This window comes from Achromobacter sp. 1012554356 (assembly GCF_059760815.1).
On the sequence record NZ_JCBANC010000005.1, the window covers coordinates 120,204 to 138,659 of the forward strand.

The 18,456-nt window shown below is 65.5% G+C and carries 17 protein-coding genes; 5 read left to right on the top strand and 12 right to left on the bottom strand.

Translation table 11 applies throughout. From position 1 onward, the window contains the following. Positions 1-216: 216 nt before the first annotated feature. Both AC6LJW_RS03900 and AC6LJW_RS03905 read right to left on the bottom strand, forming a co-directional pair. Positions 217-855, bottom strand: coding sequence for an FMN-dependent NADH-azoreductase (locus tag AC6LJW_RS03900; protein ID WP_498086544.1), 639 nt, complete (start codon positions 853-855; stop codon positions 217-219). Continuing rightward, positions 852-1,310 (bottom strand): GNAT family N-acetyltransferase, encoded by a 459-nt coding sequence (locus tag AC6LJW_RS03905; protein ID WP_056561263.1) that lies wholly within the window; start codon positions 1,308-1,310, stop codon positions 852-854. The genes AC6LJW_RS03900 and AC6LJW_RS03905 overlap by 4 nt, the downstream gene beginning before the upstream one ends. Before the next feature lie 111 nt (positions 1,311-1,421). Here AC6LJW_RS03905 and pdxR point away from each other — a divergent pair, with 111 nt between their 5' ends. Both pdxR and chrA read left to right on the top strand, forming a co-directional pair. Continuing rightward, positions 1,422-2,846 carry a MocR-like pyridoxine biosynthesis transcription factor PdxR gene (gene pdxR, locus AC6LJW_RS03910; RefSeq protein ID WP_056561264.1) on the top strand — a complete coding sequence of 475 codons (1,425 nt, stop codon included), beginning with the start codon at positions 1,422-1,424 and terminating at the stop codon, positions 2,844-2,846. A 204-nt stretch (positions 2,847-3,050) separates the two neighbouring features. Next, positions 3,051-4,307 carry a chromate efflux transporter gene (chrA, locus tag AC6LJW_RS03915; RefSeq protein ID WP_056566483.1) on the top strand — a complete coding sequence of 419 codons (1,257 nt, stop codon included), beginning with the start codon at positions 3,051-3,053 and terminating at the stop codon, positions 4,305-4,307. 111 nt (positions 4,308-4,418) lie between these two features. On the opposite strand, the gene AC6LJW_RS03920 is transcribed toward chrA, so the two are convergent. Next, positions 4,419-5,621, bottom strand: coding sequence for a multidrug effflux MFS transporter (locus AC6LJW_RS03920; RefSeq protein ID WP_056561266.1), 1,203 nt, complete (start codon positions 5,619-5,621; stop codon positions 4,419-4,421). Positions 5,622-5,708: 87 nt separating this feature from the next. On the opposite strand from AC6LJW_RS03920, the gene AC6LJW_RS03925 reads away from it, so the two are divergent. Continuing rightward, on the top strand, positions 5,709-6,038 hold the full coding sequence (locus AC6LJW_RS03925; protein WP_056561268.1) for an Rdx family protein: 330 nt from the start codon (positions 5,709-5,711) through the stop codon (positions 6,036-6,038). A gap of 155 nt (positions 6,039-6,193) precedes the next feature. Further along, positions 6,194-6,640 (top strand): carboxymuconolactone decarboxylase family protein, encoded by a 447-nt coding sequence (locus tag AC6LJW_RS03930; RefSeq protein WP_105238913.1) that lies wholly within the window; start codon positions 6,194-6,196, stop codon positions 6,638-6,640. Positions 6,641-6,759: 119 nt separating this feature from the next. Here AC6LJW_RS03930 and AC6LJW_RS03935 read toward each other — a convergent pair whose 3' ends face one another. The 7 genes from AC6LJW_RS03935 to AC6LJW_RS03965 all read right to left on the bottom strand — a co-directional run bounded on the left by AC6LJW_RS03935 (position 6,760) and on the right by AC6LJW_RS03965 (position 14,296). Next, on the bottom strand, positions 6,760-8,286 hold the full coding sequence (locus AC6LJW_RS03935; protein ID WP_056561272.1) for a tripartite tricarboxylate transporter permease: 1,527 nt from the start codon (positions 8,284-8,286) through the stop codon (positions 6,760-6,762). A gap of 3 nt (positions 8,287-8,289) precedes the next feature. Beyond that, on the bottom strand, positions 8,290-8,760 hold the full coding sequence (locus AC6LJW_RS03940; RefSeq protein WP_056561274.1) for a tripartite tricarboxylate transporter TctB family protein: 471 nt from the start codon (positions 8,758-8,760) through the stop codon (positions 8,290-8,292). A 236-nt stretch (positions 8,761-8,996) separates the two neighbouring features. Further along, positions 8,997-9,476: a nuclear transport factor 2 family protein gene (locus tag AC6LJW_RS03945; RefSeq protein WP_056561276.1), complete on the bottom strand. Its 480-nt coding sequence runs from the start codon at positions 9,474-9,476 to the stop codon at positions 8,997-8,999. Positions 9,477-9,529: 53 nt separating this feature from the next. Beyond that, the gene (locus tag AC6LJW_RS03950) at positions 9,530-10,108 is read right to left on the bottom strand and encodes a TetR/AcrR family transcriptional regulator (protein ID WP_056561278.1); all 579 of its coding nucleotides are present in this window, start codon (positions 10,106-10,108) and stop codon (positions 9,530-9,532) included. 62 nt (positions 10,109-10,170) lie between these two features. Beyond that, positions 10,171-12,642 (bottom strand): TonB-dependent siderophore receptor, encoded by a 2,472-nt coding sequence (locus AC6LJW_RS03955; protein ID WP_498086545.1) that lies wholly within the window; start codon positions 12,640-12,642, stop codon positions 10,171-10,173. A gap of 139 nt (positions 12,643-12,781) precedes the next feature. Continuing rightward, positions 12,782-13,777 carry a FecR domain-containing protein gene (locus tag AC6LJW_RS03960; protein ID WP_056561281.1) on the bottom strand — a complete coding sequence of 332 codons (996 nt, stop codon included), beginning with the start codon at positions 13,775-13,777 and terminating at the stop codon, positions 12,782-12,784. A gap of 21 nt (positions 13,778-13,798) precedes the next feature. Beyond that, on the bottom strand, positions 13,799-14,296 hold the full coding sequence (locus AC6LJW_RS03965) for a sigma-70 family RNA polymerase sigma factor (RefSeq protein ID WP_498086546.1): 498 nt from the start codon (positions 14,294-14,296) through the stop codon (positions 13,799-13,801). 312 nt (positions 14,297-14,608) lie between these two features. Between AC6LJW_RS03965 and AC6LJW_RS03970 the strand changes: the two genes are divergently transcribed. Continuing rightward, the gene (locus AC6LJW_RS03970) at positions 14,609-14,764 is read left to right on the top strand and encodes a hypothetical protein (RefSeq protein WP_175121543.1); all 156 of its coding nucleotides are present in this window, start codon (positions 14,609-14,611) and stop codon (positions 14,762-14,764) included. A 31-nt stretch (positions 14,765-14,795) separates the two neighbouring features. Here AC6LJW_RS03970 and AC6LJW_RS03975 read toward each other — a convergent pair whose 3' ends face one another. Next, entirely contained in the window at positions 14,796-16,550 is a 1,755-nt protein-coding gene (locus tag AC6LJW_RS03975) for a GGDEF domain-containing protein (RefSeq protein ID WP_427986358.1), read from the bottom strand. A 264-nt stretch (positions 16,551-16,814) separates the two neighbouring features. Next, positions 16,815-18,365 (bottom strand): sensor domain-containing diguanylate cyclase, encoded by a 1,551-nt coding sequence (locus AC6LJW_RS03980; RefSeq protein ID WP_427986360.1) that lies wholly within the window; start codon positions 18,363-18,365, stop codon positions 16,815-16,817. Positions 18,366-18,456: the final 91 nt, after the last annotated feature.

Genomic DNA, 18,456 nt, shown 5'->3' on the forward strand with positions numbered 1-18,456 from the left:
ACGATGGTTTGAGATGTTCTTAGCGTATCAAGGACCGGCCGATGGTTTTGGGCGACATGCGTAGCGCTGATAGACAGATTTTCAGCCGCGCCGCACTTGATTATTTCCGGTCAGCGGGCGGCAACAATTCCAAGGTCAAAGCCCCGCGATCCTGGCTGGATCCGGGGCCCGTTTTGCCCGCTGCTCGCGTCAAAACGCAAGCAACCGTAAACGCCATCAGCCGGCCATTTCCTCAGCCACAGCGGCATACGAAATTGCACCGAGCGCGGCGTGTGCGCGCGCCCGCGCCGCCGCCAGCAGCTCAGGGCCACGAGCGGTCCCTTCAACCGCCACGAACGTCACCTGCTTCAACCCGATCGTCGCCAGCACATGCCGCAGGTACGGCGTCAGGAAGTCCGGCTGCCCTGCGTCCTCGCCGCTGAACGTGCCGCCCGACGAAATCGCGACAAACACCGGACGGTCCGCGAGCACACCGACCTTGCCTTGCGCAGTGATGTGGAACGTGTGGCGCACCCGGACCACGTGGTCCAGCCATGCCTTCAGCGCGGACGGCACCGTGAAGTTGTGCATCGGCGTGGCCAGCACGATGTGGCTGGCATCGTCCAGCATTCGGATCAGTCCGCCCGACGCGAGCAGCGAGCCGTTTTCCGATCCGTCGGCCGCGGGCTCCTCTCGCGCCGCCAGGACGGCCGCATAGTCGCCATCCGCATGGGTGAGGGTGGTGGCGTCGAACTCCACGACCTCCAGTCCGCCCGCCGGGCCCGTCTGCGCCAGCCGGTCGATGATCTGCTGCGACAGGCGATAGCTTTCCGATTCGAGCCCCCGCGGGCTGCAGCGGATTCGAAGAATGCTCATTGGGAACTTCCTTTCAAGGGCTTGCTGAACCGGATGGCGCTGGTCAACAGGCCCTGCCGGAAGTAGAAGCGTTGCGCCAGCGCGTTGCCCAGGCCGGTATCGAGCACAAGCTTGTCGCAGTCGGCGCCGCGCGCGAGTTGGTCCAGTTCGGCAATCAGCCGGGCTCCCCAACGGCTGCCGCGCGCCGATGGATCCACCACCAGGTCGTCCACGTACATGAAGCGGCCGTAGATCAGGTTTTCCTGATACCGATATCCGGCCAGCGCGACCGCCTGGCCGTCGCGCATGACGGCGAGCAGCCGGTAGTTTTCCTGGTGCATCCGGGCCAGGCGCTCAGTAAAGTCGTCGGCATGGGCCAGATGGGGACGCAGTTCGCGCATCAGCGGCAGGCAGGCCCGCCATTCTTCAGGCGTCTCCAGATGGCGCAACGCGGGTTCCGTGGAGGATGTGTGCATGGATAAGTACCTCAGAGGTCAGGGCGCTGAACGTACGCCCACCGTGAGTACGAATCTTAAAAACCACATGACATAATTCAAAGGGCCATAAATGCGCTTAAGGACTATGCCATGATTCCCGCAACACCTCACGGGCTGCAAACCGTCACCGACGCCGACGCCAACCCGCTGTATCGGCAGGTCTACGAGCGCTTTCGAAGCGCCATCGCCGAAGGCACCCTTAAACCCGGCGACCGAATCCCCTCAGCGCGCGCGCTCGCCAAGGAAATAGGCGTGGCGCGCGGCACCGTTGAAGTCGCGTACTCGCTGCTGGCCTCGGAAGGGTATATCCAGGCACGCGGGCAGGCCGGCACGGTGGTCGCGCCAAATCTGCAACCCCTCGCGCGCTCGGCGCCGGCGGTGCGGACACCGCCGACCGAGGTGATGGAAGATCGCTGGCCGCGACCTGGCACGCCGCTGCCATTCCAGATGGGGCTGCCTGCGCTTGACGCCTTTCCGCGCAAGATCTGGGCGCGCCTGGGCGCGCGCCATCTGCGCGGCATGCAGCCGCCGGACCTCGGCTATCCCGATCCCGCGGGATTGCTCGGGCTGCGAACCGCCACGGCGGCCTACCTGCAGGTGGCGCGCGGCATTCAGTGCACGCCCAGCCAGGTGTTCATCACGTCCGGCTACAACAACACCCTGCAACTCATCATGCAGGCGCTCTTCAAGCCCGGCGATTCGGTCTGGGTGGAAGATCCCGGCTATCCGCCCACGCGGACGCTGCTTGCGCAGGCCGGCATGCAGGCCGTGCCGGTGCGCGTGGATGCCGAAGGTCTCGTGGTGGAGGCGGGCATTGCGCAAGAGCCGCGGGCCCGGGCCGCCGTCGTGACGCCCGCGCACCATAGTCCGCTCTGCCTGTCGCTGTCGCTGCCCAGGCGCCAGGCCTTGCTGGACTGGGCAGAACGCAGCAGCGCCTGGATCGTGGAAGACGACTACGACGGCGAATACCGCTACGTAGGTCGTCCGCTCCCGGCCCTGAAAAGCCTGGATCAGCAGGGGCGGGTGCTGTATTCGGGCACGTTCAGCAAGGTGCTGTTCCCCGGCATGCGGCTCGCCTATCTGGTCGTGCCCGAAGCGCAGGCGCCGCGCTTCGAGCGCCTGTGCAGCCTGCTGGCGGGCGGCTCGCCGGCGCTGACGCAAGCCGTTCTGACCTCGTTCATCAACGAAGGCCATTTCGCACGCCATATCCAGCGCATGCGCCGCCTGTACAGCGAACGGCGCAACGCCACGGCGGCAGCGTTATCCGATGTGTTGGGTTCTCGCATGCGCATCGATTTGCAGCCGGGCGGCATGCACCTGGTGGCGCACCTGGAAGGCCATCAGACCGACCGCGAGCTGGCGGCGCGCATGCTGCAGCATGGCCTGTATGCGCAGGCCTTGTCGCACTGGTCGGCGGCGCCCGATGCGCGCTCCGGCCTGCTGATGAGCTTCACCAACATCGTGTCGGCCGAGCAGGCGGAGCAACTGGCCCGCCGGCTCCTGCAGCTCATGTGAACCGCGCAAGGGCGAGGCCGTCATTGGCCTGATACTGCGTGTCAGCCACCCGGTTTCCATATGGGCCATGATCCGCGCCGGGACGGGCGCGGCAAGCGCCAATTCCTGACATTTATCCGATTGAATCTCGGCCGTGGCCCGGCTATAAGCTTGAAACCGGGGCCCGAAAAAATCGACGCCCTGACTCCCAAGAAGCCCGAGCCGATGCCGCATCCATCCCCCCACGATGAACACGTCGACAGCAAGCCGGCCACCGGCGCGCGCGCCCAGACCGGCCGCGGATCCTTCCTTGAAGTGTTTCTGGTGTTCCTGCGCCTGGGCCTGACGTCCTTTGGCGGACCGGTGGCGCACCTGGGCTACTTCCGCACCGAATTCGTAGACCGGCGGAGATGGCTCGACGACTACGCCTTTTCCGATCTGGTCGCGTTGTGCCAGTTTCTGCCGGGCCCCGCCAGCAGCCAGGTCGGCATGGCGATCGGCCTGCGCCGGGCCGGCTGGGCCGGCATGCTGGCCGCGTGGATTGCGTTCACGCTGCCGTCGGCGCTTGCCCTGATCGGCTTCGCGCTGGGGCTTGCCCACTATGGCTGGCTGTCTGAGTCGGCGGCCATTCATGGCCTGAAGGTGGCGGCGGTCGCCATTGTGGCCCAGGCGGTCTGGGGCATGGGACGCTCGCTCTGTCCGGACCGGCCACGCGCCGCGCTGGCCGTTGCCGCGGCATTGCTCACCGTCGTGCTGCCCACCGCGCTGGCGCAGATCGGGGCCGTCGTGCTGGGCGCGGTCATCGGCGCTGCCTTCCTGCAACTGCCGCCCCGGCCCGTCCTGTCCAACGCCTCATCGGGCGTGCCTCGCGCGGCGGGTCTGGCGTCACTGGCGCTGTTTGCCGCTTTGATGGCGGGGCTGCCGCTCTGGGCGATGTTCTCGGACGGCGCGCTAGCCAGCCAGATAGCCGGTTTCTACCGTGCCGGGGCGTTGGTGTTTGGCGGCGGGCACGTGGTGTTGCCGCTGCTGGAGACCGCGTCGGTCTCTTCCGGAATGGTGTCCAACGCGGACTTTCTCGCTGGCTATGGCGCGGCGCAGGCGATGCCCGGCCCGTTGTTCACGTTCGCGGCCTTCCTGGGCGCCATGTCGTCCGGCCCCTTGTCCGGCTGGGCGGGCGGGCTGACCCTGCTGTGCGTCATCTTCGTGCCGGGCGCCTTGCTGCTCGCTGCTGCGCTGCCATTCTGGGACACGCTGCGCCGCCGGCCCGGCGTGCGCAACATGGTGGCCGGCGTCAATGCCAGCGTCGTCGGCATCCTGCTCGGCGCGCTGTACGACCCCGTCTGGACCAGTGCGATTCTCGGCAAGGCCGACTTCGGCCTCGCCTTGCTGCTGTTCGCACTGCTGGTCTATGCCCGCTGGTCGCCGGTATGGGTGGTGCTGCTGGCGGCCGTCAGCGGCTGGTCGCTGGGCTGGCTGGTCTAGCCAATGAGCGCGCCCGATCTGATGCGAGGTGTCTGACACCCGCTGAGACGCTGCCACGCGCTGACGGTCGACTGCCCAGGGTGTCAAACACCGGCCCGAATGCGCGTGCGCTCAGGAACCCGGTCCAAGGCGCCGGCCCAGTGCCGGCGACAACAGCAGCAACGGCGCCACAATCACCGCCCCAATCAACGCCATGGCCGCTTGCGGCGCCATTCCGCTATCCAGCAGCACGGTCGCGATCACCGCCGACCCGCTCATCTGGAACAACCCGTAGACTGCCGCGGCGGTGCCCGCCCGGTCCGCAAAAGGCTCCAGCGCCAGACTTAACCCTGACCCCAAAGCCAGCGAGAATCCCACGGTCAGCACCGCCACGGGCAGCATGAAAATCCATGCCGACAGCGGCGCCCACAGCCACGCGCCCAGATGCAGGGCCGACGCAATCAACAGGGCCACCATGCCGACACGCACCATGGTGTAGCGGCCGTACCGCGCGATGAACGCAGGCGCCAGGAAGAACGCCGCGATGTTGATCGCCGCATTGCCACCGAACCAGGCCGAAAACCCCAGCTCCGAATAGCCGAGCTGCTGCACCAGCACGACCGGCGCGGCCGACACGAACACCAGGATCATGGCCATGCCCGCCATGCCGAAGCACGCAAAGTACAGAAACCGGCCGCTCGCAACGATGGGCGCATAGCGGGGCAGGCTGTACAACGCGCCCGGCCGGTGCGCCGGCTTGGCCCGCGTCTCCTCGAAGCGCAGCGCAAGCAGCGCCGCCAACGCCAGCGCAAACACCGCCATGAACACGAACGTGCTGCGCCAGCCGGCATGCAGCGCCAGCACGCCGCCCACCATCGGCGCCAGCGCCGGCACCGTGCACAGCGCGCCGTTCAGATAGCTGTAGACCCGCGCGCCGACGGCCGGACTGAAGCAATCGCGCACGGCGGCAAACGCCACCAGCGACGCCGAACACGCGCCCAAGCCCTGCACGATGCGCGCCGCATAGAACACCTCGAGCGACGTTGCCGCCGCGCCCAGCGCGGAGCCCGCCAGATACGCCATCGCCCCGCACAGCGCCACGGGCCGCCTGCCATAGCGGTCGGCCAGCGGTCCGATCACCACCTGGCCCAGGCCCACCGCGAAGATGAACAGGGTGATGCTGGCCTGCAGCGCGCCAATGGACTCGCCAAGTGCGTGCGCCATGGCGGGCAGGGAGGGCAGGTAGATATCGATGGCCATCGGCGTGAGCGTGACCAGTCCCATCAAAAGACCGATCAGCCAGCGCTGGCCTCGGGGCGTCAAGGCAGACTTCATTGCAGGCTCTGGGCCCATTGCAGACCCGGGAAAACCCGAGATTATCCATGATCGTGCGCGGCCGGGCTGGCGTAGAATGCCTTTCCCATGAATCCGCCCGCCTTGCGCCCTCGCATCGTCATCCTGTACTGCACACAGTGCCAGTGGCTGCTGCGCGCCGGCTGGATGGCGCAGGAACTGCTCTCCACTTTTTCGACCGATCTGGGCGAAGTGGCGCTGCAGCCCGGCACCGGCGGCATCTTCCAGATTACCTACAACGGCGACCTGATCTGGGACCGCAAGCGCGACGGCGGTTTTCCCGAAGCCAAGGTCCTGAAGCAGCGCGTGCGCGACCGGCTGGATCCGGGCCGCCCGCTCGGGCACATCGACGGCCACACCGGCGCCCCGACCGGCCCCGTCTCCACGCCCGATCGCTGACTCCACCCGCGTGCCATGAAGGGCTTTACCCATCTGCAGGCACGGTCGCGGCAATTGCCATCTTGGTCCAGTCAATACGCCAATTCTTGGATCTGTTGCGTGGGCATCCGCAAGGGTAACGTTGCGGTTCTCAACCACAGCAGCAAGGAACTGGAATGACCCGCTTGAACTGGCAAGAAGCCGCACCCGAAGGCGCGAAAGCCCTCTTTGGCATCCACCACTACGTCACGCAGCGCACGGCGCTTCCGGCGGAACTCGTGCATCTCGTGTTTTTGCGCGTCTCGCAGATCAATGGCTGCGCGCACTGCATCGACCTGCACAGCCGTGACCTGCGCAAAACCATGTCGGTCGAGAAGATCACGCTGGTACCCGTGTGGGACGAGGTGCACCACCTGTTCTCCGACCAGGAACGCGCCGCGCTGGCGTGGGCAGAGGAAGTGACCCGCGTCAGCGAAACCCACGCGTCGGACGAAGCCTATGCCGCCGCCTCGGCCGCGTTCGCACCCAAAGATCTGGTCGATCTCACGATCGCGATCGCTGCCATGAATGCCTTCAATCGGCTGGGCGTCCCATTCCGGGTTCCCGTTGCCGCCAAGGCATGACGATCTGAAGCGCGCCAGCCACACCTGAGCAGCGTTCCAATTAAGCCCGCGATAAGCAAAAAAAGGCCGGTCCTTGCGAGACCGGCCAAAGCAGCACTACCCCGAAACTTGCCTTGCGGCTACGCGGAGGACTCCGCGTGCTTGAGCGCTTCGCGCGCCTTGCGCTGGCGCAAGGCCGACACCCCGAGCAACGCGATCAGTCCCACGCATGCCAGGATGAAGCCCAGGCTGATGGGCCGCGTCACAAAGATCGACAGCTCGCCGCGCGACAGCAGCAGGGCGCGGCGGAAGTTCTCTTCCACCATGGGCCCGAGCACGAAGCCCAGCAGCAATGGCGCCGGTTCAAACCGCAGCCGGATCAGCGCATAACCCGCCGCGCCAAACAAGGTCACCATCCCCACATCGAACAGGTTGTTGTTCGTGCTGTAGACCCCCACGCAGACAAAGAACAGCGCGGCAGGGAACAGATAGCGGAAGGGAACGGTCAGCAGGCGCACCCACATGCCGATGAGCGGCAGGTTCAAGAGCAGCAGCAGCACGTTGCCGACCCAGAAGCTGGCGATCAGCCCCCAGAACATGTCGGCGTGCTCGATCATCATCTGCGGACCCGGCTGGATGCCGTGGATGATGAGCGCGCCCAACATCAGCGCCATGACCGGGTCGCCCGGAATGCCCAGGCTCATCGTCGGAATGAAGCTGGTCTGCGTCGAGGCGCTGGTGGCCGCTTCCGGACCGGCGATGCCTTCAATGGCGCCGCGGCCGAAACGGCGCGGTTCCTTTGCAACCTTCTTTTCCGTCGCGTACGAAATGAACGACGCAATGGTCGGACCCGTGCCCGGCAGGATGCCGAATGCCGCGCCGATGGCCGTGCCGCGCACCAGCGCGCCGCGCGACTGCTTGATGTCGCCGGCCTCGGGGCGCATGGACTTCATGCTGATCTTTGCCGACGTGACCTTGCTGTCGCTGCCGATACGGTTGATGTTCTTCAGGAAGTCCGCCACACCGAACAGACCCATGGCCAGCGCCACGATCTGCAGGCCGTCGGACAGTTCCAGGATGCCGAAGTGAAAACGCATCGTGCCCGTGTTGACGTCCGTGCCCACCACGCCCAGCAGCAGGCCGACCACCACCATCGCCACGCCCTTGATCGCCGATCCCTTGGCCAGCGTGGCGCCGGCCAGCAGACCCAGCATCATCATCGAGAAGTATTCGGCCGGACCGAACTTGAACGCGACGTCGACCAGCATTGGCGAGAACAGGATCATGGCCAGGATGCCGACGGACGCGCCGCAGAACGACGAGAACATCAGCATGAAGAGCGCAGAGCCGGCCTTGCCGTTGCGTGCCAGCGGATTGCCGTCCAGACACGCTACCGCATGCGACGCGGTGCCCGGCAGATTCAGCATGATCGACGTGATCCCGCCGCCGTATTGCGAGCCGTAGTAGATGCCGGACAGCATCACCAGCGCCGCGGTCGGCGTCATCGTGTATGTCAGCGGCAGCAGGATAGAAATAGCGGCTAGCACACCCATGCCCGGCAGCACGCCGATCAGGTTGCCCATGAACACGCCAAAGATCGCCCACATCAGGTTGTCCAGCGCGAACGCGACAGAGAACCCGTGCATCAGGTTAGTGAGGATTTCCATGGATCAACCCCAGCGGAACAACGGAAACTGGAGCTGCAACGCCCAGGAGAAAACCGCCACGCCGAGCACCGTGACACCGGCGGCAAGGATGGCTGCGCTGCGCCAGGTGTGCTGGCGATCGCCCATGGCAGAAATGAAGACCAGCACGAAGGTCGCCGGCACCAGGCCGCCGAACTTGCCGACCAGGATGAAGGACAGCAACCCGCCGATGATGCAACCCCAGCCGCGCCATTCGGGCGGCGCCACTTCTTCGGCATCTTCCTCGGCGGCCACGGGCGAGGCCGCCATCTTGGCAATGGCCAGGCCCAAGAGGACCAGCAGCACGCCCAGGATCGCGGGGAACATGCCCGGACCCATGCGGTCCAGGCTTCCCAATGTATAGGTTGACGCCTGCGCGATGGCGCCCAGGCCCAGCACGATCATCGTGCCCGCGGCCCACGCCTCGCGCCGCACGGCGCTGCGTTTTGATTGCATGGTCTTTTCCTCCCGTTGTTGTGCTTATGTCTGACTGCGGTCTGAACAAAAGCTGACACTGCAATGAATGCGGGAGTCTAAAAATCCAAACTTCCGTTCACCTTTCAAGGCTCGCGAAAGTTGCGCAGGGGTGTGCGTATCGCAACAAAACCGGGGGAAATCCCTAGGCTGTTTTCAAACGAAATGCGGTTGTTGCGCGCATGCGGAGCGCATGCGCGCATGGGTTCCGAAGCGCACTACAGGCCCAGTTCCGACAGCCCCGGATGATCGTCGGGACGCCGTCCCAGCGGCCAGTGGAACTTGCGGTCCGCTTCCTTGATCGGCATGTCGTTGATGCACGCATAGCGGTTGAACATCAGCCCGTCTTCGCCAAACTCCCAGTTCTCGTTGCCATACGAACGGAACCAGTTGCCCGAGTCGTCATGCCATTCGTAGGCATAGCGCACCGCGATGCGGTTGCCGGTGTAGGCCCACAGCTCCTTGATGAGGCGGTAGTCCAGCTCGCGCGCCCATTTGCGCGCCAGGAACGCACGCGCTTCCTCGCGGTTCGTGGCGAACTCGGCGCGGTTGCGCCAGCGGGTATCAAGGCTGTAGGCCAGCGAAACCTTCTCGGGATCGCGGCTGTTCCAGCCGTCTTCGGCCAGGCGCACCTTCTGGATGGCGCTCTCGTGCGTGAAGGGAGGAAAGGGCGGGCGGACTTCGGGCGTTGTCGTCATGGCAAGGGCCTCATGGACAGGGGTGGAAAAAACGGGAAAAGGAGCGCGCGGACTCAGCCGTCCGCGTCAAGCAGCGCCTGGGCGGCGCGTTCGGCGCTGTCGGTGATTGACGCGTCGCCCGTGACCATGGCCACGGCAATCGCGCCGTCAATCAGCACCAGCAATTGGCGCGCACGCTCATCGGCGTGCGGCAGGCCCGCGGCCTGCACCAGCGACTGCACGTGGGCAAGCAAGCGCTCTTTGTGGCGCCGGGCGACTGCGCGGATAGGGCTATCAGCGTCGCCGATTTCGCCGGCGGCGTTGATGAACGCGCAACCGCGAAAGCCGTCTGACGCAAACCATTCGCGCAGCGCATCGAAGATGGACAAGAGGCGGGCGCGCGGCGACGGCGCGCGGGTCGTGGCGTCGATGAACCACTGCATCCAACGCTCGTCGCGGGCCGTCAGCGCCGCGGCCACCAGGACTTCCTTCGTGCCGTAGTGCTTGTAGATGCTCTTGCGCGAGACGCCGGAGGTCTTGACGATGAGGTCCATACCGGTGGCATTGATGCCGCCGCCATAGATCAGATGTTCGGTGGCGCGCAGCAGCTTTTCCTGCACGTCGGAAGCGGGGGTAAGGGCGGTGTCGGACATTGGGAGAATGATCGTTCTATCTGCAATGGGCAGATGGTAGAACGATCATTCTCCAAAGTCAATCACCAGTTGTAGCGCAGCGTCGCCAGCACCACGCGGCCCGGACCGTAGAAGCACAAGTTGACGTTGTTGCACGAGGCGACGTAGGCCTTGTCGAACAGGTTCGACGCGTTCAGGCTCAGCGTGGCGCCCTTCATGGCCGAGCTTGCGCGGCCCAGGTCATAACGGATCGCGGCGTCGGCCAATGTCACCGAAGGCACCTTCACGGCGTTGTCAAGGTCGCTGTACGTGGTGCCCAGATAGCGCGCGCCCGCGCCGAATCCCAGTCCGGCCAGCGGCCCCGTGTCGATGGTGTAGTCGACCCACAGCGACGCCATGTGCGCGGGCACGCCGGCAAAGGGCACCTTGCCGATCTGTTCCGGGTAGTTGCTCGACACCGTCGTGATGTCCGTGTAGGTGTAGGACCCGACGATATCCAGGTTGCGGGCCAGCGATGCCTTGCCTTGCAGCTCGAAGCCTTCCGAGCGCACCTTGCCGGTCTGCACCTGCGAATTCGCGTGTTCGGGGTCGCGCGTCAGCACGTTGCGCTGCTCGATCTGGAACACGGACGCCGTGATGAAGCTGTCGAACCCCTTGGGTTGGAACTTCACGCCCGCCTCGTACTGCTCGCCCTTGGTCGGACGGAAGGGCGTGCCGGCGTAGGTGGTGCCCGCTTGCGGGCGGAATGACGTGGCGTAGCTGACATACGGCGCCAGCCCCGTGTCCGACAGGTACACCATGCCGATGCGGCCCGTGAACGCGTTGTCGTTCTGCTGCGTGCGTGTACCGGTCAGGTTGTTGCGCGTACTGGCTTCTGACCAGTCCATGCGGCCGCCCGCCGTCACCACGACCTTGTCCATGATCTTGACTTGATCCTGCGCGTACAGGCCAAGCTGGCGCATGCGCTGGAACGTATCGTTGTAGATGGGCGGCGCGTCGATCTGGTAGCCGTAAACCGGGTTGAACGGATTGATCGGCGGCACGCCATCCATGCCGAATCCCAGTTGAGTGTCGAAGCTCGACTGCTGGTAGTCCAGACCGAGCAGCACGGTGTGCGCGAATGCGCCCGTGCGGCCCTGGTACTGAAGCTGCGTGTCCAACGCAAGCGTGCGCGCCTTCTCGTCCGAGCTGAAGGCGTAGCGTTGCAGGGACTGGTAATCCGGCTCGCCATCGGGCAGGGTGCCCCAGCCCAGTTCCGAGATCAACGCGCGGTAATGCGTGCGGTTCTGGTTGTAGCGGGCGTTCTGGCGCACCGTCCAGCTATCGTTGAACTTGTGCTCGAACAGGTAGCCCAGCATCGCCTGGTCCTTGTCGTAGCGGTCGAAGTCCGGCTCGCCCGAGAAGAAACTGCGCGAGATCCGGCCGTACGGCGTGGGCGTCAACGTGCCCACCGACGGCAGCCACTGATCGGTGGAGCCCGCCCTGATGCGCTGGAAATTTGTCAGCACGGTGAAGTGCGTGGCGGCGCTGGGCTGCCACGTGAACGACGGCGCAATGAACGCGCGTTTGTCGCGCACCGTGTCCACTTCCGTATCGGCGTTGCGGCCCTGGCCGGTCAGGCGGTACAGCCATTGCCCGTCTTCTGTCACCGGACCGCTGAAGTCGAAGCCAAGCTGCGCGCGGCCCGGGTCACCGGTCGTGAACTCCACTTCGCGCAGCGGGGTCTCGGTGGGCCGCTTGCTGACCTGGTTCACGATCCCGCCCGGCTGGTTCTGCCCATACAGCAGGGACGCGGGTCCGCGCAGCACTTCCACACGCTCCAGGGCATACGGATTCACGTCGTACGAGCCGTAGTAGCGGGTCGCGAGCGCCAGGCCGTCCAGGTAGATGCCCTGGTTGGACGCGGCCACGCTGAAGCCCCGCACCGTGATGTTCTGATGGCGCAGGTCGTCCGCCAGTTCGGCGCGAACGCCGGCCTCGTAGCGCAGCGCCTGCTCGGTTTTCTGAATGGCCTGCCACGTCATCTGGTCGCGGGTCACCACGGAAATCGACTGGGGCGTTTCGATCAGCGGCGTATCGGTCTTGGTGCCCGTCATGCTGTACGCCGCCACGAATCCCTCCACGGGGCCCCACGCGCGGCTCGACAACGGATTGGCAGCCACCTCGATCGGCGCCAGCGTGGCAACCGGCGCCTGCGCCGCCGGCCGCAGCGCGTAGCTGCCGTTTGCCAGGCGCTGGGCAGCCAGGCCCGTGCCGGACAGCAGCGCGGCCAGCGCCTCGGCGGGCCGGTAGGCGCCACTGACGCCGGGGCTTTGCCGGCCTTCGACATCCGCAGCCGAGTAGGACAGCATCAGTCCGGAATCACGGCCGAATTGCAGCAGCGCGCCGGCGAGCGGCCCCGCGGGAATGCGGAAGTTCGTGGTGGCGGTCTGCGCTTGCGCCGCACCCGGAAACGCCAGGACGGCGGGCAGGGCGCTCGCGATGCCCAGTGCCAGGACCAGGGCGCGCAGGGCTGGCCGCGGTTGGCGCGGCCTCTTGAAGGCGGGAAGACTCATTGGGTTCTCGATGTCGTTGGGAGTGAAGACAGGGACTTCAGCTCCTATGCCACGCGAGATCGGAAAACCCATCACGGAACCTGAAAATAATTTGCGGGTATGGGAGAGGGGGGAATGCGCCGGCCCGCACGGGCCAGATTCAAACCGCCGACCCGCGCGGTCCGATTGACACCCAATAGCGCGTCATCGAGCGCATCGATACGGGCAGCGTCAGCGCCAGCGTCTCGAGCACCTTGTCGGTATTGCCCAATGGATACACGCCGGATACGCGCAGGTCCGCCACCGCCGGATCGCAGCGGATCACCCCGGGGCGGTATCGCGACAGTTGCGCCAGGAAGGCGTCAAGCTGCATGTCGTGCGCCGCCAGCACGCCATCGGTCCAGCTCAGATCGCCCGCGCGCGCCGGCTCAGGCGTCTGGACCTCGAGCGCGGTAAACGCGGCCTGCAGGCCTGCCGCCAGTTCGCGCCGATGCGCCGGCGCCTGGGCCGGCGTCACGATAAGCGGACCCGTCACGGCGTGGACGAGGCTGCGCGCGGCCTCCAGCCGCAGCGCAAGCCGCGATCCGGGCGTTTCGACCTCGCCGTGGCGGGTCTGCACGATAAACGGCGATGCCAATGCGTCGCGGGCGCGCACCGCGTCCACCAGGATCTCGCCGCGCGTCAAGCGAATGCGCCGCCCATCGCCGGCGCCGATATCGATCGCGCTATCCGTGTTGAGCAGCACGGTGGAGCCGTCGGGCAGCGTAAGCCGCCGCTGCTCGCCCACGCGCGTGCTGGCGTCGGCCAGCAGCGGCTGCCAGGGTTCTGTGCGCACGGCCCACCACGAGGCGCCTGCACCGGCCGCCAGCAGCGCGGCGGACTTCATGAAACGGCGGCGGCCGGTGGCTGCCGGGTGCGCCAGCGTCGCGTGCGCCAATACTGATGGCAATCCCGCCACGTCGCCCGCGCAGTGCTGCAGATGGTTCCATGCGCGCGCGTGCTCGGGGTCGGCCGCCATCCATGCGCGCCACGCGTGTTGCAGTTCGGGCTTGACCGCATCCGCGCGCAGCCGCACGAACCAGTCGACGGCTTGCCGCGCCACGGCGTCGGCAATCGGCGCCGCGGGCGCAAAGCGCGAAGGATCGGAAATGCTCACGTCGTGATCTCCCGGTCCGCGTCAAAAGAAGCACTGCAGCAACGCGCGGGCGACGTAGCGCTGCACCGTCGGCAGGGAGACGCCAAGCGTCGCGGCGATTTCGGAGTGCTTCATGCCGTCCACCTGCGCCAGCAGGAACGCCCGCCGCACCGGCGCGGGCAGCCCACTGAGACGCCGGTCGATCTCGACCAGCGTCTCCAGCACCATGGCGCGAGACTCGGGCGAGGGCGCGAACGTCTCGGGCAGATCCGCCAGACTGCGCAAATAGGCCTGCTCGATGTCGCGGCGCCGGTAAAAGTTGGCCAGAATGCCGCCGGCCACCGTCGACAAGAATGCGCGCGGCTCGCGAATGTCGGCGCGCGCATTCCCGAGCACCCGCAGGAAAGTGTCATGCGCCAGATCGGCGGCATCCGTCGCGCTGCCCAGGCGCCTGCGCAACCATCCCAGCAGCCATCCGTGATGGCTGGCGTACATCGTGGTGATCGAATCCGCTGGTCGGGGAGGAGGGGATTCGATCATGGTTGGCCCGGCGAGATGGGTATGGTCGAGAATGAGAATGGATAGCGATTATAGAGGCGGCATTTGCCGATTGGCACGCACTCGGTACTCCTGCTTGCTATTTCTGTCAACTTCGTGCTAAAATCTTTTATCTATCGGCAAAACCCGCACTATAAGAACAACATTACAAGTGCACCACTAAGATTGCCGATATCTCTTCCCGGCGCCGCCTGCCTTCTGAATGCTCCCCCGCACCCGCGGCATTCATGGCCCGCCAGAATCTGTGCATGGTGCTCGGCGGGGGAAGCCATGTGCCTGTCCAGGAGCATGCTTATGACTCATCAATTGACTGCCAAGAAGGGAAGCTTCGAGATCCCCCCGCTGAATTGGAAAGCGCCCGAATCCAACAAGCAGTCCGACCGTCACGACGCGCCGTCCCGTAGCGCCGAGACCTCCAAGCAGGCCGACGTTTCACGCGTCAAGTCGTAATCCGGCAAGCCTCCGGGCCGCCAAGCCGGTTTCACCCCAGGGTGCGTTGCTGGACCTGATTGCGCCCATTCAACTTCGCCAGATACAAGAGTTCGTCAGCGGCCCGGAAAAGGCCGCTGACGGATTCGGCATGGCTCCACGAAATACACGCCACGCCAAAGCTGGCCGTCAGGCCGAACGTGACGCCGGTCTCTGACGTCACCGTGCTCGCGCCAATGCATGCGCGCATCCGTTCCGCCATCTCCACCGCCTGCTGCGCGCCGCGCGTGCGGCACAGCACCGCGAATTCCTCCCCGCCCACGCGCGCGACCACGTCTGACTGACGCCAGGTTGTGCAGCACAGGTCGGCCACGGCCTTCAGCGCCAGGTCGCCGCTGGCATGTCCGTGCGTGTCGTTGATGGTCTTGAAGTGGTCGATATCGAACAGGATGAAGGCCAGCATCGGCTGGCTTTCATCCCAATGCGCGCGCGCCGCCTCAAACCGCTTTTCAAACGCACGCCGGTTCAACAGTCCCGTCAGGTAGTCCGTCTCGGCGGTGTGCGCCAGATCCGCAATCAGCCTGTCGCGCTCCGCTTCCAGGCGTTTGCGCGCCGCGGCGTTTTCCTTAAGCACGCGCAGCGCATTGAAGACCTCTTGGACTTCGCCGTGGTATTTGCCCGGTGGAATCTTTGCCGGCGTCGACCCGTTGGCGACCGATCCAATGATGCGCGTGGCCAGCGCAAAAGGCTGGATCACGCGCTTTCGGAATTGAACCAGCGCCGCCGCCAGCGCCGCTACGAGCAGGGCGGTCGCCGCCAGGGTCACGGCGAGCAACCGGGCCGCTGACACGCGATGCGCGTCGATGTGGCGTTCCATCTCGTCCAGCAGCACGTCGCGAAATTCCGTGATGGCGCCCATCAACGGCACATACGCCGCAGCCAGCTCGCCGGTCGAGACCGATGCGTCGTCCCATTGCCGCGACGCCTGGTCGCGCACCCGTTCCAGATAGGCGAGGCCTTCCCCGAAATAGCGCTGCTCCATCCGCGCATACATCTTGGACGCCTGCGCATCCGGATGCGTTGCCATCCGCGCCCGGATCAGCGCGTGCAACGCGTCGATCCGGCCCAGCACCCGTTCGATGCGGAACTGTTCCTCGGCGGTCAGCTTCCGATGCCGGCTCAGGGCGGGCGTGTAGGTCGAGCCCAGCAGGCCGGCCTGTTCGCGCAGTTCGCTGGCCAGCAGTGCCAGCGTCAACAGGCTGGGCGCATTGGCTTCGCTGCGCATGACCAGCCCCGCGTTGACGGCCAGGCTCGCCTGCCATTGGGGAATGATGCGCACCATGGCGCTGACGCCGTCCCATAGCATCTGCCCGGATAGCTGATCGCGCGGGATGGCGATCAGCCGGTCCACGTCCTGGCGCGCGTCAGCCAGCGCCTGGCGTATGCGTTGGATCTCACTGCGCTTGGCCTTGCCGTCCGCGCCGGGATGCAGGGCTAGCAGCGCCTCGATCAGGCTGTCCGTGTTGGCGCGCGCGGCGGCCAGGGAGGTCATGACCGCTTGCGGCACGGGCAGGGCAGAACCCAGTGCCGCGTTCATGGGACCGCGCTCGGCAGAGGAATGCTCCAGGACACGGATCGTCGCCCGCACCGAGGCAAATGCCTGCCGCGCGTCCGACGCCGCGCCGTACGACTGCCAATTCTGATAGAGCAGGATGCTGGCCAGCACCGACACCAGCAACAGCACGCCGACAGCCAGTGCAATGAAATGACGTTCCAGCGATTTTGGCGCGACGGCAGGGCGCAACATCTCGGCGTGCAGGTCCAGGCAAAGTCGAAGCTGCGCAGGATACTGTAAATGCCCCTACCCAAAACGTTGTTTTGGCAGATTCCGGTCTATTTCAATTTGTGGTGGCAAGAATATTTCGCTGCAATGCGGTTGATTGCGATTTTCTGCGAAAACTTGCAGGGGAGAGGCGCGCCATGCCTTGCTGCGAAATAGGCGGGTACAGGCCGGCGCACGCCTCGTGCATCAAGCTTCGTGTCTCAAGCTTCGTGCATCACGCTTCGTGCATCAAGCTTCGTGCATCACTACGCGGTTGCGCCCCTGCTGCTTCGCCACGTAAAGCGCGGCATCGGCGGCCCGGAACGCTTCGTCCACGTCCGGCCCGGTCGACGGCCATTGGGCAACGCCAGCAGACACCGTCACACGGTTGGCGCCGTGCAATGGCCGCTGCGCGATGTGCGCCCGCAGCCGTTCGGCGACATTCACCGCCTCCGGCGCAGCCACGCCGGGCAACAGGATCAGGAATTCCTCGCCGCCATTGCGGCAGAGCACGTCCGACGGCCGCGAACATTCGCGCATGATCTGCGCCATGTCGCGGATCACCTCGTCGCCCACGGTGTGGCCGTAGGTATCGTTGATCCGCTTGAAATTGTCGATATCCAGCGCCACCACCGAAAACGGCGTGCTGCCGGCCTGCATCTGATCCACCGCGTCCTGCGTGCCGCGGCGGTTGCGAAGCCCGGTCAGCGGGTCCGTGATGCTGGCCAGGTTCAGCTTGCCGATCTTGTCCTGCAGGCTCGTGAAGCTGGCCATCACGGCACGCTTGAGTCGTTCGGCCTCGAAATACCAGGCTTTCACGGACTGGACCCGCTGCATCGCCACGGCCACGTCCTGATGCTCCACGTTCGTGGCCAGTTGCGACAGCGGTAGCGAAATCATCCGGGCGCACCACCAGATGGCCAGCAGGAAGGCCACCGCCAGTGGCGCGGCGTAGCCCAGCAACGCCCAGATCAGGTCGTGGATCGGTTCCAGCGTGATCTGGGCGGGCCGTTGCGCGACCACGCCCCAGCCGCTGATGGGCACCGGCGCGTATCCGGCCAGCATGTCCACGCCCTTGGTGTTGATGACGCGCATCGCCCCCGTGTTGCCCTTGATCACCGACGTGACCACCGGATTCGTCAATACCGTTTCGCCGACGCGCGTGGGATCCGTGTGATAGAGAAGCTGTCCTTCGCCGTCCACCACATACAGATAGGATCCATCGTGGTAGTGGTGCTTGCCCAGCAGCTCATTCAACGCGCTTTCGTTGCGCAGGTAGATCGTGCCCCCGAGGTACCCCATGTAGGCGCCCTCGTTCGAAAAGATGGGGTGCGTGACATTGATCAGCAGATTGCCCGCGATCGAGACGTACGGCTTGCTGATCATGGGCTGGCGTTTGCTCAGGGCGGCGCGGCTGCCCGGGCTGTCGACCTGTGTGCCCAGAAAACTGCGGAAGGACGCCGTGGTCGCCAGGATGGTGCCGTCCGCGCCCACCACGCCCACAGAGTTGAAGCTGTCCGTCTGTTGTTGCACACGCATCACTTCAGCGGCCAGCCGATCCGGCGACTCCATCAGATCCGGCATGTGCCGGGCGCTGTATCCCAGTTGCTGCTGCGCGGATCTCAGAAAACTGGAGGCCCCTTCCGCCAGTTTCGTGGCGTAGACGCGGTTGGATTCGAGCGTGTTCTCGATCAATTGCTCCCGCTGCACGCGATAGCTTGCATACAGGGCATTGGCCGTGGCGGCGATGGCGCTGAAGACGGTAAGCGCAAGCACAAGCCCGCGAAGATTGATTTGCATGGGATCGGAACGGGCAGGGGACAAGCCGGCGCCCGGTCGCTCATCCTGGATCCGAAGAGAATCGGTCGGGATAAAGGCCGGAGCGCGGTGA